Origin of the sequence: Chelativorans salis (genome assembly GCF_025336525.1) — a bacterium.
Taxonomy (GTDB): domain Bacteria; phylum Pseudomonadota; class Alphaproteobacteria; order Rhizobiales; family Rhizobiaceae; genus Chelativorans; species Chelativorans salis.
The window spans coordinates 262,084-278,396 of the sequence record NZ_JAOCZP010000004.1 but is presented as its reverse complement, the minus strand read 5'-3'; the positions used below and the strand labels follow the sequence as shown (position 1 = coordinate 278,396).

13 protein-coding genes and 2 pseudogenes are annotated in these 16,313 nt (G+C 60.3%); 6 read left to right on the top strand and 9 right to left on the bottom strand.

What is annotated here, in order from left to right; translation table 11 throughout:
• Window positions 1-28 precede the first annotated feature (28 nt).
• Genes N5A92_RS15095 through dbpB (N5A92_RS15065) form a run of 7 tightly spaced genes read right to left on the bottom strand, consistent with a single transcriptional unit; the run spans window position 29 to window position 5,844 of the window.
• The gene (locus tag N5A92_RS15095; protein ID WP_260904217.1) at window positions 29-595 is read right to left on the bottom strand and encodes a VUT family protein; all 567 of its coding nucleotides are present in this window, start codon (window positions 593-595) and stop codon (window positions 29-31) included.
• A 1-nt stretch (window position 596) separates the two neighbouring features.
• Window positions 597-1,343, bottom strand: a complete 747-nt coding sequence (queC, locus tag N5A92_RS15090; protein ID WP_425248588.1) for a 7-cyano-7-deazaguanine synthase QueC — start codon at window positions 1,341-1,343, stop codon at window positions 597-599.
• Window positions 1,333-1,686 (bottom strand): 6-carboxytetrahydropterin synthase QueD, encoded by a 354-nt coding sequence (gene queD, locus N5A92_RS15085; protein ID WP_260904212.1) that lies wholly within the window; start codon window positions 1,684-1,686, stop codon window positions 1,333-1,335. The genes queC and queD overlap by 11 nt, the downstream gene beginning before the upstream one ends.
• Window positions 1,683-2,318 (bottom strand): 7-carboxy-7-deazaguanine synthase, encoded by a 636-nt coding sequence (gene queE / locus N5A92_RS15080; protein ID WP_260904208.1) that lies wholly within the window; start codon window positions 2,316-2,318, stop codon window positions 1,683-1,685. Before queE ends, queD begins: the two co-directional genes overlap by 4 nt.
• Window positions 2,319-2,321: 3 nt before the next feature.
• Window positions 2,322-3,413 (bottom strand): DGQHR domain-containing protein DpdB, encoded by a 1,092-nt coding sequence (gene dbpB, locus N5A92_RS15075; protein WP_260904207.1) that lies wholly within the window; start codon window positions 3,411-3,413, stop codon window positions 2,322-2,324.
• A complete protein-coding gene (gene dpdA, locus N5A92_RS15070; protein ID WP_260904206.1) occupies window positions 3,410-4,699 on the bottom strand; it encodes a tRNA-guanine transglycosylase DpdA in 1,290 nt (429 codons plus the stop codon). Before dpdA ends, dbpB (N5A92_RS15075) begins: the two co-directional genes overlap by 4 nt.
• Window positions 4,696-5,844: a DGQHR domain-containing protein DpdB gene (gene dbpB / locus N5A92_RS15065; protein WP_260904204.1), complete on the bottom strand. Its 1,149-nt coding sequence runs from the start codon at window positions 5,842-5,844 to the stop codon at window positions 4,696-4,698. The genes dpdA and dbpB (N5A92_RS15065) overlap by 4 nt, the downstream gene beginning before the upstream one ends.
• A gap of 1,397 nt (window positions 5,845-7,241) precedes the next feature.
• On the opposite strand from dbpB (N5A92_RS15065), the pseudogene N5A92_RS15060 reads away from it, so the two are divergent.
• The 4 genes and pseudogenes from N5A92_RS15060 to N5A92_RS15045 all read left to right on the top strand — a co-directional run.
• Window positions 7,242-7,484: pseudogene (locus N5A92_RS15060) on the top strand (DUF2958 domain-containing protein); the annotation flags it as partial.
• A gap of 126 nt (window positions 7,485-7,610) precedes the next feature.
• A pseudogene (locus N5A92_RS15055) lies at window positions 7,611-9,727 on the top strand (ParB/RepB/Spo0J family partition protein).
• A gap of 67 nt (window positions 9,728-9,794) precedes the next feature.
• Window positions 9,795-10,853, top strand: a complete 1,059-nt coding sequence (locus N5A92_RS15050) for a DUF7146 domain-containing protein (RefSeq protein WP_260904203.1) — start codon at window positions 9,795-9,797, stop codon at window positions 10,851-10,853.
• Between the two features lie 360 nt (window positions 10,854-11,213).
• Window positions 11,214-12,137, top strand: a complete 924-nt coding sequence (locus N5A92_RS15045; RefSeq protein WP_260904199.1) for a DUF2493 domain-containing protein — start codon at window positions 11,214-11,216, stop codon at window positions 12,135-12,137.
• A gap of 179 nt (window positions 12,138-12,316) precedes the next feature.
• Here the strand turns inward: N5A92_RS15045 and N5A92_RS15040 are convergent, their stop codons facing one another.
• Window positions 12,317-13,591 carry a VRR-NUC domain-containing protein gene (locus N5A92_RS15040; protein ID WP_260904197.1) on the bottom strand — a complete coding sequence of 425 codons (1,275 nt, stop codon included), beginning with the start codon at window positions 13,589-13,591 and terminating at the stop codon, window positions 12,317-12,319.
• A gap of 351 nt (window positions 13,592-13,942) precedes the next feature.
• Between N5A92_RS15040 and N5A92_RS15035 the strand changes: the two genes are divergently transcribed.
• A complete protein-coding gene (locus N5A92_RS15035) occupies window positions 13,943-15,217 on the top strand; it encodes a hypothetical protein (protein ID WP_260904185.1) in 1,275 nt (424 codons plus the stop codon).
• A 156-nt stretch (window positions 15,218-15,373) separates the two neighbouring features.
• Window positions 15,374-15,814: a hypothetical protein gene (locus tag N5A92_RS15030; protein ID WP_260904183.1), complete on the top strand. Its 441-nt coding sequence runs from the start codon at window positions 15,374-15,376 to the stop codon at window positions 15,812-15,814.
• A gap of 175 nt (window positions 15,815-15,989) precedes the next feature.
• Here N5A92_RS15030 and N5A92_RS15025 read toward each other — a convergent pair whose 3' ends face one another.
• Entirely contained in the window at window positions 15,990-16,208 is a 219-nt protein-coding gene (locus N5A92_RS15025; protein ID WP_260904180.1) for a hypothetical protein, read from the bottom strand.
• Window positions 16,209-16,313: the final 105 nt, after the last annotated feature.

The window sequence follows — 16,313 nt, the reverse complement described above, 5'->3', positions numbered from 1 at the left end:
CGAGAAGTCGCGCGCAGATCTCTCAGCTTTAGGCGGGCTGAATCCCCAGTCGACGATCGCGTGACCGCAACCAAGCCAAGACTGGCAAAGCGGCCAGCACCATCCACGACTTACCCACCACCTGCCCAGCCAAGAAATCCAGTGAGCCGAAAGCAAGCCAAAGGAACACCATACTGTCGACAATGAGACCCACGACGCTGCTTAAGATGACAGCGCGAATGAATCGTCGGCGCTGCAGCGGCGTGTAGACTGCCAAGTCCGCGAATTCGGACAGCAGAAATGCAACCGTGGACGCGACGACTAGCGCTGAAGGCGCAAAGGTCGCGGAGAGAAATGCGCCAAGAGCAATTGCGACAATTGACCAGTTGAGCCCAAGTCGCCGCTGCACAAGATCGCGTAGTGTCAATGCAAGGCCTACCGTCAGAACGCCGCTTGGCGCCTCCAGTCCCGGCGCCACTGGGATCAAGCATGGACCGTCAGGGAGGCAAGTCGTTCCTACATTCCCGATGAGCCAGTTCGACAATGGGATCGATCCGGCGAAACACAAAAAGAAGACGGTGCCTTCCAACCTGCGAATGCGGTCTACATCAGCCATTTCAGATGCTCGCTTGAGATTGTAGATGTGGATCGGCGACGAACCTCAGATAGCCTTGGGCGCGCAGATCGCAGGCGGGACACAGGCCACATCCGCGTCCCCAGTCGTGAACTGTACGCTCACCTTGATAGCAAGTGTGACTCTCCTCACGGATGAGATCGACCAGAGTGCGCCCACCTAGGCGGTGGGATAAGCGCCAGGTTTCGGCCTTGTCGATCCACATCAGGGGCGTGTGGACCACGAAACGGCTGTCCATGCCGAGGTTGATTGCCAGCTGCATAGCCTTCATCGTGTCGTCACGACAATCCGGATAGCCGGAGAAATCGGTCTCACACACGCCAGTAACGATATGCTTGGCGCCGCGCCGGTATGCGACAACCGCCGCAAATGTCATGAACAGCAGGTTGCGGCCGGGTACGAAGGTATTCGGCAGCCCGTTTTCCTGCATCGCAATTTCGACGTCACGCGTCAGCGATGTCTCGCTCACCTGGCCGAGTACTGAAAGGTCGATCACATGGTCAAAGCCGAGCTTGCCAGCCCACTGCGGAAAATCCTTTCGGATTGCTTCCAAAACCACTGGACGTACGTCGAGTTCGACGCGATGGCGCTGGCCATAGTCAAAACCCACGGTCTCTACGCGTTCGAACTGGTCGAGGGTCCAGGCTAGGCAGGTGGTTGAATCTTGTCCGCCTGAAAAGAGGACGATGGCACCGCCTTCGTTCATTCGCGCCTCCCGATCAGCCTTCATATTCTGCCCAACAGTCTGGCGTCTCAAAAACCTTCAAGGAACTTGTCTGAGGAAGAGTCGGCTTGATCCGATCCCAAATCCAGACGGCAATGTTCTCCGCCGTCGGGTTCTCAAGTCCTTCGATATCGTTGAGACAATGGTGATCAAGCCGTTCCAACAGAGGGCCAAAAGCGGCCTCCACGTCGAAAAAGTCTACGACAAACCCTGTGTTTGAATTGACGGGACCTTCAAGCTGCAACTCGACCCTGTATGAGTGTCCATGCATCCGGTGGCAGCGATGCGTCTCGGGGACGTTAGGCAGCCGATGAGCCGCCTCAAAAGTGAACGCCTGGGTGATCTTCATCGGATTCCTAGCTGCTTGTGTGTCTGAAGACTGAGTTGCCATTGCGGATTTTCCATGCAGTAGGCCACCGCGGCCTGCGTGTTCTGGAGAACATCGGGACCATCCATCGGCTGGAGCAGAAAATGGTCGAAGGCCAGGGCCTCGAACTGCTCAGGCTCGGCTCCCGCTTGCGGAAACACGAGCTTGAGTTCATTGCCGTACACAAGCTCCAGCGGCGCTCCCGCTTTTGGGCTGACGCAAATCCAATCGATTCCCTCTGGCGGAGCAAGTGTACCGTTCGTCTCCACAGCGATCTCAAACCCTTCGCCATGCAAAGCGTCGATCAGTTGGGTATTCAGTTGGAGCAAAGGTTCGCCGCCAGTTAGCACCACGAAGCGTCGTTGCCCTTTCACTGGAAGCCATTTTTCTGCGACTGCGCGGGCCAGTTCTGGAGCGGTGGTAAACCGGCCTCCCCCATCGCCATCGGTACCGACGAAATCCGTGTCGCAGAACCGACAGATGGCCCTCGGTCGATCAACCTCGCGGCCCGACCATAGGTTACAGCCCGCAAACCGGCAAAAGACTGCCGCACGACCAGCATTGCAGCCTTCGCCTTGCAAGGTGTAGAAAATTTCCTTCACTGAGTAGGACACCGCCTAGATCACCTCCTCGTTGCGGGGCATCGCGCGGCGAAGTTCCTGCACCAGGTGCAGCGACAACTGTCTGACGTCAGCCGGAACGTTTTGCAGCCCGTTCCAGCGGCGTCGCTCGTTTCCAAACACCCACTCGCCGGAACTCCAGGCCGTGCGGCCCTTCAGATGCAGCAAACCTCGAGCGAATGCATCTCTGTCTTCGGCTCCGGTAGTTACATGCAGGGTCTCCATGACGTAGCCCATCGCGACAATGCCTGCGCCGTGTACCAACCGCGAAGTCTTTGGCGTCTTGTTCTCCCAATCATCAGCAAAAACATGCTTCACTGCGTGAAAAAATTCGCTGATGAGGTCGACACCATGATCGAGAAGCAAACGGTCATCGCGCGCATAAAGGCGCAGCGCACCATCGCTCAGCGAATTCATGAGGACGCGCTGTAGAACAGTATCGCGAATAATGCCCTTGGGATTTGTTTGCTGGCGGATCATACCGCGCAAGGCGGAGCCTTCTCGATAGTTCAGCGCTTCCGTCATCAGGGCCGCTTGACTTCGGTTCGACATGCGCGGCGGCAAATCGCTAACCTGCGGAAGCAATTCATAGACCAGCGCCTTCGGCAGTGGCCGCGTATTGTTGATGAGGATGAACTGCTTTTGAAGTTCTTCGAGACAGTCGCAGATAAACCCTGAGACCAAGATTTCAAAATCGCGTCCATGCAGCTCGTTCAGAGCCGTAAACCGCTGCTGACCATCGACGATCCATCCCGGAGCCCCGTTTGACACATCAATTGTCAATCGACCAAACGGTCCCTCTGATCCGTCGCTCGATGACTCGAGCGTTACCGAATTCGTGAAAGCCACGATGATTGGATTGGGCAGTATCGCATTTGGCTTTTCGAGATAATCACGGATTTCCCGGATATGGCCGGCAATCTGGGGGCGCTGGAAACCTCGCAAGGCTCCGGCATCGTCTCGCCCAGCTCGCTCGATGCGGGCGAACTGCTCTACATCCTTCGCTCGCGCAGCGAAGGTAAACACAGGCAGACTTTCGCTCTGGCGCGGAACAACTACGTCATAGTGGAGAAGTCCGGAAGAACTCATACCGGCTCAGCCCGAAAATCCAGCAGATGCCGATGAAAAACATGCAGATTGTGCATACCGCGCCTCTTGTTCCGATTCGAATTTCTGAAGATCAATGCCTCGATACCGCCTTCGCGGCAAACGCGGCAATCACACGCCTCCCACGGACGATCCTCAAGTGTGCGCTCGTAGATCCGCCGCTGCCGCTCGAGTGCCAGTGCTCGCCGCGACGGAGACGCCTCCTCGCCCCAATTAAGCTTGTCCCAATACGCCATAACGGCGTCCAGGGCGTCCCCAACATCAACCTCGTGGCGGGACAGTCGCCGGACACCATCAAGCGCCGCCGCCTCAAGTTTGAGCACTTCTTCTTGGTTGATACGACCTTGAAGCGCCTTGTTCTTGAGCTTGTTGTTCACAATCGCCTGGGGAATGCGAATTGCTGTATAGTAGGAGAGTTCTCCATCAGCGTTGCGCATCCAATAATTCTTACGCGCGTCCTTGAACGCGCGAACCAAGGGAGAGGTCGTATCGAAGCTTGTAACCCCATATCGCTCCAGATCGGCCAAGTGTTCGATCTTGCCAAATCCCAGAAGATGCAACCGGATGTTTGACGGCAGCACCTCACGGATTGCCGCCAGTACACGCCTTATCTGTTCAATTCTGAGCGGCACGGTGCCGCCGATAGCCAAATAGTCGTAACCCATCTTGGCAAGGCTGGATGCCGCTTTCGCCATGCTCGGACCGGACCAGCCCTGAATGACGCCCATGGGAACGAAGCCACGGCCGAGCCTTTTCGCCTCGATTAGAAACTCCGCTGCGTTTTGTTGCGTGATCTCGAACCTCAAACGTATCTCTTCAGGAACCTCACTTTCCGACCGCTCCTCGCCTGGTTGATCAAAATCAAAGATGAGGTGATCCGGAGAACATCCATGCGTGAACCCCCCATCCCCATAGAACTCCACGGTGTCGGATGCACGATAGGGTGGTTCAGGCATATTGCGGTACGTAAATGCTCCGCAATCCCCCATCATCATGCTGTCGGGGAACTTCTCGCGAGGGAACCGCAAAAACCGTCTCGCGCCCTCACGTCTGAATCGCATCAGTTGCGCTTCAGTGTACTTGCCAGGAATCAGGGCATCACCAACTATACCACGAGAGACAAGGATGCCGTCGTATGGGGCTTCGTCCAGGAATTCATGAGGGAACTGATCGTCGCGATGAATGGTGCGACCCACGCCATTGCGATCGGCTATGAAATCATATGACGGATCGACAAAATCTAGACTGTCGGCGAACACAAACTTCATTGCGCTACCCTTGCCATCGAATATGCATGATCGAGGCGTGCCAGTTGCTCGGATAGGAGCCTGATGTCTCGACCAACGTTCTGTATGTCGTTCCAGTCGCGATCGATGTCCGGCCAACGCCCGCTGGTCCAGCAGCAATATGGCGCGATCCTAGACAACGCTTCGAGGGCGTGGCGACGCATGTCACTCTCTGTGGCTGCACGTGCCATTACGCGATCCATCAGATAGCCCATTGCCTCGATCCCCGCTGAATGCATCAGTCTACTTTGCGTCGGCGGCTTGCCCCAGGCTTCCGGAAACACGTCTGCAACAGCGCTCCAGAAGGCCAACAACACGCGCATCATCGCGGTGCAATCGGCCTCTTGCGAGGAAGAGGCCTTGTAGGGCGCTAGCGCGCCTAGCGGGCTATTGATGCTGTTGCGCACCGCTCTGACGAGGGCCGTGTCGACAACAACAGTCGCCCCCGCATTTTCATCTGACATGCGGCTAATGAGCCCGCGAAAGGGAGATTCCGGAACGGTGGCAAGCAGGTTGACGATGGCACTGGGAATCCGGCGTGGCGCGAGATCGCGAGGCAGATGAGTGTCAACCTCAGGCAACAGTTCGTTGATCAACCGCGGCGGCAAAGGACGCGCTTTGTTGACCAAGATGAATTGCTCGCGATGGACCGCCAGATCCTCCGAAACGAAAGCAACCACCGGAACTGGAAAACTCTTATCCCTCGCCTCGGCTAGGGCGATTGATCGCTGCTGCCCATCTACGATCCAGGCCGCCTTGGCTCCATCTGCCGGAATGGGAATACGCAATGTGCCGGCCTGGGAGGCGCCTACGTCACCCTCGGGCTTGCTGCCCCGGCTTTGGGTGAAGACCACTTGTGGCGAGATCGCCAGAATGATTGCGTTAGGAAACAGTACAGAGCCTTGGTCAAGAAACTCAATGATAGAGCGGACATGGTTGCGGATCTGCTTGCGCTGAAACCCATGCAGCGAGCCATCCGAGTTCCGGTGGATCCGGCTAATCTCGGCAAATCGCAGCAAGTCAGCACCAGGAACGAAGAACGAATAAACATCAATCTCATCGGCCTGCCGCGTACGCAATGCGCGGACAGCTAACATGGGAGTCCGGTCGGCTCGCTGTCGGCTCATATAGGAATCCCCCCGTCAACTGCCTGCCGATAAAGGCGGGAAAAACGTGCCTGCTCACATGCAACACCTTCCTGATCGCGGAGAACACGCAGAAGGTGTCCAATCCCGGTTGTCGTAGGCAGGTGCCGTCTAATCAGGGCCAGAATATCTTCATCGGCCAGGCGGTTCCTCTGCATTCGCACCGGCATCCTCTTTCCAGATAGAGCCGACGAGACCCACTCACGGTGCGCGTTCAAGTCGCCATTTGGCATCGCCGGCAGCCCCTTGGACACGAAGTGCAGCAAGGCACGCTGTGCGAAATCGCTACGCGTACCTGGGAACACGGCCTCAAGACGCTCATCATACGGCATCAAATTCGCCGAGAGCCGCGACGGTAGGAGCGGACCAAGAGTGGCACCAACGATCCGCAACCGTTCGACTGCCCAATCCGAAATGGAAGCTAGACTAGGCGCCAACATCCGCGCATAGGGCTGACTAAGAGCCACAACGACCAGTCCTGTACCTTCACTTGGAAAGACGTCAGCAATCGGCGTGGAATAAGGCCCCCGACTGACCGCCGACCACCAGGATGCAGGTTCGAACCGCCCCACCACGCGATCCGCTATGCATTCATCCCCTCTTCCGCTCACAGTGATCCCGTAGCTGGGAATCGGCGTTTCAGCCGCCACCAGTCCGAGGCCCGCGGAGATCGTGTAGAGTTTCGCTCCGGACACGTCAGAGGCACGAAGCGCGAACTGGAAGCCACGCCCCCCATATAGTTCGCACGCCCTGCGCCTGCTCGGCAATGAATTCAGCCGCTCAAGCCAAACAGTTTCAAGTACCGGTTGATCGGCATGGGGGAGAGAAACTGCACGCGAAAGCTGATCGGGTCGTACCCGTTTGCGACTGGAGCACGGCACCAGCAACGCAGAGACAACTCCCTGAGGCAGATGCGTTTCTCGCGTTCTTTGCATAAATACAGCCCCTCATGACGCGACCACTGAATCTGTGACTTCCCTCTGGCGTTCGCTCCGCCTGGCGCGGAGTGGTGCCATTCTGCTGCGTTCTTTCAGCATCACCGCCAGGAGCTACGCCGAAAGGCACGATTTGTCAATCTCTTGCGGAGAATTATGCCCACCAAAAGGCAAATAAACCTCACGCAGTAATTGGCTCAAACATGTCGGCGGCATTCGCAAAAACTGCGTCCATGGCGCCCGCCAATGCAGCGAGAACTGAGAGTCCAATCCGCAGTTTTCAAAGTGGAACCATAGCGTCGTCGTTGTGTGATGGCGGGCAGAAGCAGCGAATTCCAGTGAAGTGACGAGCCCTTTCCTCGCGCCATCAGAGCGGCCACCACGCTGCGCTCTAGCGCTACCGACGGGCTTCCTGCGCGGTCGGAGTGATCGCCCTGCGCGATGGATGGCGATACGCTCTTCGGACTGGCCGATCTCGGCTTCGGCAGCCCGGAGCTTGGCTGTTTCAGCCTATCCGAACTGACATCGGTGCGCCTGCCCTTCGGCATGAGCATCGAGCGTGACCTGTTGTTCGAAGCCGCGTTCCCGCTGTCGGTCTATGCCGAGGCCGCGCGACAGGCAGGCAGCATCGTGGAGAGCAAACACCTGATCAGGGCCGCCGCCGCGGCTCTGCGGGAACGCCGATGACCTCCCACCAATCGGGGCAAGCCCTCCCCTTATCGGCGACGAGAGAGTGAGAGGGCTGCGCCCTTTTCCGTGACGGGTCGGAAGTCGAGAGAGAGGCTCTCGGCGCCCGTCGCGGAGTAAATCATCATGGCAACCGCAGCCAGAAAGATCACCCTTTCGTCGTCGCGCGACATCCCCTTCACCAAGCTGGTGCTCAGCCAGTCGAACGTCCGGCGCGTCAAGGCTGGTGTCTCGATCGAGGAACTCGCCGAGGACATTGCCCGGCGCGGTCTCCTGCAGGGCCTTAGCGTTCGTCCCGTCACCAATGGGGCCGGAACCGAGACCGGCATGTTCGAGATCCCGGCCGGCGGCCGCCGCTACAGGACGCTCGAGCTTCTCGTCAAGCAGAAGCGGCTCGGCAAGACCGCGCCGGTGCCGTGCGTCGTGCGAGAGGACGGCATCGCCGAGGAGGACTCGCTCGCCGAGAACGTCCAGAGGGCGCCGCTCCATCCTCTCGACCAGTTCCGCGCCTTCCTGACGCTGAAGGAGAAGGGCCAGTCCGAGGAGGAGATCGCCGCAACCTTCTTCGTCTCGGTCAACGTGGTCAAGCAGAGGCTGAAGCTCGCATCGGTCTCGCCGAAGCTGCTCGACATCTATGCCGAGGACGGCATGATGCTCGACCAGCTGATGGCCTTCACCGTGTCCGGTGACCACGAGCGCCAGGAACAGGTGTTCGAGCGCCTGCAGCAATCCTACGACAAGCAGCCCTACGCTATCCGACGCATGCTGACCGAAGGCGCCGTGCGCGTCTCCGACAAGCGTGCGCAGTTCATCGGCATCGGCGCCTATGTCGAGGCTGGTGGAACCGTGCTGCGTGACCTGTTCCAGTCGGATGATGGTGGCTGGCTCCAGGATGTCGCGCTGGTCGAAAAGATGGTGACGGACAAGCTCAAGCGCGAGGCTGAGGCCGTCGTCGACGAAGGGTGGAAGTGGATCGACGCCGCCCCGGACTTCCCCTATGGGCACACTTTCGGTCTCCGCCAGCTGCGGGGAGAAGAGATCCCGCTCACCGTGGAGGAAGAGGCGGCCCGCGACGCGCTGAAGGCCGAGTACGACACGCTCGAGGAAACCTATGCCGAGGCCGACGAGTTGCCCGACGACGTCGACGAGCGTCTCGGCGAGATCGAGACGGCGCTGGAGGCGCTCGAAGCCCGCCCGGTCAGGTTCGACCCCGAAGAGATCGCCCGCGCTGGTGCCTTTGTCAGCATCGCGCCCGATGGTCGTCTGCGGGTCGAGCGCGGTTTCGTCCGGCCCGAGGACGAAATCGTGCCCGAAACGGAAGTCGACAGCGGCGACACCGACGAAGGCAGAGCCGGACACCCCAACACGGAAGCCACCGAGGGCAACGGTTCCTCTGAGACCGCCGAGCCGTCCGAGCCCGACGAAGACGAGGGCCTGTCGCCGACCGGCTGATGTCGGAGCTTACCGCCCACCGGACGCTCGGCTTGCGCAACGCGCTCGCCCAACGGCCGGACATCGCCTTCGTCGCAGCCCTGCACGCGCTAACCCTGACGGTCTTTTATCATTACGGCGCAGATACCTGCCTTGAGCTCAGCCTGAAGAGCATTGGTTTCAGCGCCCAGACCCAAGGTCTGAACGACAGCGCGGTCGCCGAGGCGGCCCGCGCTCGGCACGAGGCCTGGGCAAAGCGGCTGCCCAAGGAGCCGGCCGATCTCTGGGAGGCGCTCCAGGCATGGGATGGCCAGGAACAGGCCGGCCTCTTCGCCCATATCGTCAGCCTCTCGGTCAACGCCCTCTCTGAACCCTGGAACCGACGGCCGCGGGCGCTCGTCCATGCCGATGTGCTGGCACGAGCTGTCGCGCTCGACATGGCTGCGGCTGGCTGGCGTCCCACCGTCGACAGCTATTTCGGCCGTGTCAGCAAGGGCCGCATCCTGAAGGCGGTCACCGAGGCGAAAGGCGAACGCGCCGCCGACCGCATTGCCCATCTCAAGAAGGGTCACATGGCCGCGGAGGCCGAGACCCTGCTCTCCGATACCGGCTGGCTGCCGGAGCCGTTGCGCACGCAGGGCGACGCGGAGCCGGATGCTCACGATGTCGAAAGCGCCGGCAATCCGGCGGAACCGGAGACGACCGTAGAAAAAAAGGCGACGGCAGGCGGCGAAACGGCCATGGGCACGAACGATGTGCCGGGCGAGAATGCGGATGCTGAGGAGGCGTCGCATGTAGTCGCCGCCGAATAGCGTAACATCCGATCTGGCAACACTGGCCCGCGGCGACGCGGGCCTTTTTCTTTGAAGGAGGCACAGTATGTCGGAAACGGCTGCTCACCTAGCGCGGCGGCTCGCCCAAAACGCGGAAGCCGTGTGCCGTGAATATCTGCCGAGCGGGCGAAAAAGCGGGCGCTACTGGATTGTGGGCGATGTCCGCAACAGCCCCGGTCGATCGATGTTCGTGCGGCTGAAGGATTCCCCGAACGGCCCTGCCGGCAAATGGACCGACGCCGCGACGGGCGAGCATGGCGATCTCCTCGATGTCATCCGCGAGACCTGCGGCCTGGTCGAATTCAAGGACGTTGCCGATGAGGCACGGCGCTTCCTGGCATTCCCGCATCCCGAACTGGAGTCCGCACCACGATGTGGACGAAAGACGCCCGCACGAACGGGTTCGCCGCTCGCAGCCAAGCGGCTGTTCTCGATGGCCCAGCCGATTTCGGGCACGCTTGCTGAATCGTATTTCCGCAATCGCGGCATTACGGCTTTGCACGGAGCCGGAACGCTGCGATTCCATCCGCGCTGCTACTACCGGCCCGACGAGCATGCGCCGACCGAGACCTGGCCGGCTGTGATCGCGTCGGTCACCGATCTCGACGGGCACCAGATGGGCGCTCATCGAACCTGGCTCGATCCGAACGGGTTCAGCGAGGCGAGGCTCGGCAAGGCGCCGATCGACACGCCCCGACGGGCAATGGGCGACCTCCTCGGCAACGCGGTGCGCTTCGGCCTGGCGGGCGAGATCATGGCGGCCGGCGAAGGCATCGAGACCATGCTGTCGCTGCGATGCGTCCTGCCCGACATGCCGATGGCGGCAGCGCTCTCCGCCGCCCATCTCGCCGCCCTCGCGCTCCCGGTCACGCTGCGCCGTCTCTATATCGTGCGCGACGACGATCCGGCAGGCGATGAGGCGTGTGACAGCCTGGGTGCACGCGCCGAGGCCGAGGGAATCGAGGCGCTGACCATTGCGCCGATGCTGGGCGATCTCAACGAGGATCTGCGGCTGCGCGGACTGGATGCGCTCACGGCATCGGTTCGGGTCCAACTCGCCCCGCAAGATGTCGCTCGCTTTCTGAATACCGCTCAGTTGGCCTGAACGGGAAGCGGCGTGGTGGGTCGGTGTCCCCGCCGTCACGCGCGGGCTCTCCCATCGATGTCGCAGAGGGCCGCGCCCCGGCCTTCTTCAGAGGGCGACCGGACGGCAGCCGGGCCGGGCCGGCAATGGCTGCGGCCGACGATTTTCCGGCGCGGCCCGAGCCACCCCACGCTACGTGTCGCGTGGGGACCCCGACTCCGGCCGCTTTCCATCGCGAAGCAAAATCGCCGGCCTCCGCCATCCTCCGCTCACGCTCCGGCCCGTCCGCTTGCGCTTCCGGGTGCAGGCGCGGCCCGCCCGCCGTCTTGCGGCGCCATGAAGGCCGCGGCGGGCGCGGCCAACCGACAAGGGAGCACCCTCATGGCGCATGAAGACGACGACACCTTCGAGCCCCACCACGAGGCTTCACCGACCGACCACGCGCTGAGCGAACTGCAGCTCTACGGCTATCACCACGACGAGAACACGCCGGACCCGAGACCCGTGCCTGAAGATCGCACCATCGACGGCGCCGTCTCCGACATATTCGACGCCCTGATCGCCACCATGGCCGACACAGCGCTCGATTTCGACCTCGACGACCTGCTCTGGTCGACCGTCAACAGCTTTCACCGTGCCGTGGACCGGGTGGAACGCAAGCTCGACGACAACGAGCAGGCGCAGAAGCGCCGGCAGCGCGAACAGGATGGCTCGGAAGTCAAAGCCGTCGAGCTCGAGCGACTGATCGAGGTCGGCAAGAGCCTCATCGAACGCCGCGACAGCCTGGAGGTCTTCCGCGAAAGTGCCGCCGAGCACTATCTACGCAGCACCGGCACGCCCTGGTCACCGCGAACCGGATCACGGGTCAACCATCGAGCGCTGACATCGGCAATGGTCGATAGCCGCGACTTCATCGCCGCCCGGAAACGCGCCGACGCGCAAGTGCTCCTGCCCAATGGACCGAAGATCGCATTCACCGGCGGGCTCGACTTCAACGACCACAGACTGATCTGGGACAAACTCGACCAGGTTCATGCCAAGCGCCCCGACATGGTGCTGATGCACGGCAAGTCACCGAAAGGCGCCGAGAAGATTGCCGCCCGCTGGGCAGATTATCGCAACGTGCCACAGATCGGTTTCGCGCCCGACTGGAGGAAACACGGCCGCGCCGCACCCTTCAAGCGCAACGACCAAATGCTCGATGTACTACCAATCGGCGTCATGGTCTTTCCCGGCACCGGCATCCAGGAGAACCTAGCCGACAAAGCGAAAAAGCTTGGCATCCCGGTCTGGCGGTTCGAATGAACCGCGAATGACTGCTCAGCGGAATAAGCGGTCGCCGCCACACCGATACCAAATGATGTGTTCGGGGTCGATTGCGGATCGGCGGTTTTCGATCCACAAAGGGAGCCAATGCTGACATTGTCTGCTGGACACGGCTGGGCGCTCGTCAACTGTCTCAGGGTGAGGCTAGCTTGGTTCGCTCAGTCAGACGCTGCATCCTCGGCGGATTTTCCGCTACGCCCACCCTGGCGCGACGGTCGGTGCAGCTTGGCGAGGCGGAACGGCAACTTTAGCTGCTCATGGTTGTCGGCGATCCAGCGCATTTGATCGTCGCTGAGGCGGTCGGAGGACGACTTAACCTCGATGAACAGGAAATCGTCACCACACCAGAGCAACAGGTCAGGCCACCCGAGATAGCGGCCCCAATAATCGTCGATCAGATAACGAAGGATCATCAGGATCGTCTCGGCCGGGAGAATCTCAATCAGTTTCCGTGCGCGTTCGACATCGGCGTCACGGTGCGCCCACAGATATTGGCGCAGGCGTTCGCTCGGTGCGCGCCAATAATCGAACAGTTCGAGAAGGCGAGCGCGATCAGCGCGCCCGTCTGGCTTTAAGAAGTCAAAATGTTCGTCGATCGCCTCTTTCCGACGCCGGCCATATCCCTTCGTACCGAAATCCTCAGGCAGGTGCATCCAGATTTGCTCACTCGGGATTCCAGCTTCGAACGCCGTGCGCGAACCGAATCCGGCCATCCGGCTCCTGGGATCGGTGGGATCTTCTACAAGCAGCCACGTCAAGACGGAGAACAACGCGTGCAGCGGCACGCTTTCCAGTGGCATCGCCACCCAGCCCTGCGTCACATATTGTCGAATGACGAACGCCTCCGGCGAGACAATATCGCCATCGAGCATCACCACGGCGCCCTTTTCCGGCGAAAGGGCAAAGGTTGGATAAAAAGGCTCCATCTCAACATTGCAGCGGGCGAGCACCTCGCCTTGGGAAGGCTCCCGCATGTCGTAGAGCGGCGTGGCCTGGTGGAGCGCCTTTATCTCGTCCAGTACCTCCCGTTCGATCCGTTTGCGCGCCGCTTTCGCCTCTTCTGCGGACGCTTCGGGGTTGGCGTTTTCCCAATCGCTGAATCGTTCCGTTTCGCGGAAGAAGAGCTCACGCCAGTAGAAGCGCTTGATTTTGCTGGTGCGACCGTAGATCGCTGCGCCTGGCGCAGGCTCGAGCGGCAGGCCGCGACAACCGTTGCAAACCCCCGTCTGAAAGCCGTGCGTGACCGGCAACCGCTCTTGGGTGTCGAGCTCGGCGCCTTCTCCAAGCTGGTGCGCGAGGAAGCGTCGCCCGAAAAGTTCATCGCACGCGCACATCATCACCGCGTCGCAGTCGGCGCAGCGATATTTCCGGATCAGCTCGTGTTGGTTAAGGCACGCGATGTTGGCATGACTACAGCCGCTCGCTTTGGACATTACCGCTCAGCTCCACTACGGCACGACGACGTGGATGAGTTGCTCCGCGTCGGACACCACCGTATCATGACGGGGTTCGTCCTGCTGCACTAATGGCCGCTTTTGCGCTTGCGTTCATCGGCTTAACGATGGCAACCGGGCGCACAACGGTCGTTCGTGACGCGTGGCGGAAACGACTGTACCGAGTTCAAGGGAGCCGCCCATCGCTATCCTCATCGGCGACTTTGTGGACATTTGAGACCAGGCTGACACGTAGATTTGGTCTAGTTGGGAGAGGCGCTGTCATTCACTGCTCGATTGTACCAACTGCAGCTTCTAGCTACAAAGCCGCCACTCCTATAGTATCCATCCATGCCCAGCGACCACCTATTAAATGCAATTACTTCTTCATTCATTGCGAGTACGGAACGGGATGGTTTCAACGGCGTCATCGCTTCGACGCTATCCCGCATTGAGGAGGAGCCCGAGCGCCTTCGCAATGTTCTTGCCGGGCTGATAACGGACGGAAGCATCACCGCTGTTTTCGCCCGCACATCTGTGAACATGCACATCAAGCGTTTTCCGGATCTGCCGATCCCGAGGCAACTTGAACTTCTTCGCTCCGAAGACCTTGCTGATTTCAGCCTGTACCCGACCGAGGCCGAAGTGCGACGGCGGGTCGATCTCTCAGCATGGCATGACCGTCCTTTCTCCAAAGCCTTGTTGCTGGCCGAGCCACAACTTGCATTCCGCGCCTTTGATATGGGCGCTTTGGAGCGATATGTCTCCGACCCGCGCTATAAGGTTCATTTCGCTGACTACATGGGTCGGATGTCCATCACCGACGATTTTTTCACAAGCGAACAACATCCTGAACGGGACAAGGTTTCGCTGCAGACTTTTGGACTTGGGTTTGACGCCCAGCGTACCCCCTACACTATTGTCTTTCTGCGCTACCTCGCAGGCTTATCCGCCGAGCATCAGCAATATTGGAACAGTTACCTGGCTTCCAACGATGTGCGCATGAGCGAACCCTATTATCGTTCCAGCATTGAGGGCGAATTCTGGAAGAACCGTTCCGTTCGCTACGCCATCACCGAGGAGATGCGCCTCATCCGCACGCTTTCCGAAGCGATTTGGGGGCAAAGCCTCTTCCGCGCATCCACCGAGGGCGACATACCGATTGGACTGACCTCATTCCTGCGACCAACAGCCGAGAACTTCAACCGCTTCGTTATGGCGCTGGACAAGCTCCTTTCCGAAAGCATCGATGCATCATTCTTTATCGGTAAATGTCCGTTGGAAACCGAAGAGACGCGCTCTGATGGCAAGACCGTGGTCGCACGAAAAGGCACTCTCGCTCTGCTTGAAGAATGGTTGCTCCAAGAGATCGTCTGGGATGATCCCAATGCTTTCCGCGAGATGGTGATTAAGCCCCTACGCCAGGTTCGGCGATTGCGTCAAACCCCCGCGCACACATTCACGACCGACGACTTCTCGACAGAGTACTACGACAAACGCAATCGGCTCCTATGGGCTGTTTTCAACAGCCTGTCCAATATCCGCGCGACCTTCGCCAAACATCCGCTGGCCGGGCATATCGAGATACCCAACTGGCTCAACAATGATCGAATTGACGTGTTCTAGTGCGTAGGGGGTAGCTCACGCGGAGATAAACGTCCGGAAAGGGCTCGGAGCGGACCTACTAGCTCGCAGCTCAGCTGCAACTGTGATACACTATTCTCGCGCCATGGTGGTGGTGGAAGGCGCATCCGTTCGATCATTCGTCACGGAGGCACCACCATGATGATCCTCAGCATTTTGCTCGGCATCGTTGCCATCGGCTTCTGCTGCTGGCTGCTGTTCACCCTTGCCATATTCGCGCTACCGGCCTTTGCCGGCGTCGCCATCGGCCTGTGGGCGTATCATGCCGACGCCGGCGTTGCCGGCGGCATTGCCTTTGGCGCCATCGCCGCCTTCCTCACGCTCGTGGTCCTGCAGGCCGGCCTCATGTTTGCACGCCCGCTATGGGTGCGCGTCGCCCTTGCCTTGGCCTTCGTCGTGCCGGCTGCGATTGCCTGGTTTCACGCGACGCACGGTATCGTCGAGCACGCCGTGCCGTCGCCTGTGTGGCAGTTCGTCTTCTCCCTGGTTGGCAGCCTCGCCGTCGGCATCACAGCCTATATTCGGCTGACGGCACTCGCTGCGGCCGCGGCCCAGGGACAGAGCATCGCGCGAGCCTGACTCGTCCAGGCGCCGAGGCGGTATTCGGAAGGTGACCGTACCGCCGTCACGCCTTGGTGGGCAGCGGAAGGCGGGATCGGATTATCGGGCCGCGCCCACGACTGTCGCGTCACATCGGGTCATTGAAACTGCGTCGCCGGTCGCACGGCCGGTATGACGATGGCTGGAATCGAGATTACCGCTCACCGCGTCGGTGTTGTTCCAAACGGACAGGGCTCTGCTGGTCGAGGTGATCCGCCACTGACGGTGCCGGACGACTCGATGCGCAATGGGCCGCCATCGTCTCCTTGTCACGATCATTGTTGTCGACCGCTCCAAACGGCCTCTTCAATGGCTTGATCTGGCCGCAGACCGGCTGCGCCTCGATCGCCTTTGCCGCAATGGCGCCGGTCAACTTTCTTCCCCTGCCGGCTGCGCCGTCATTCCTCGCGAGACAAGAAAGTTCCCCGGCTGCCATCCTCCGCTGACGCTGCGATCGCAAGCGATGCGTCGTCGATCG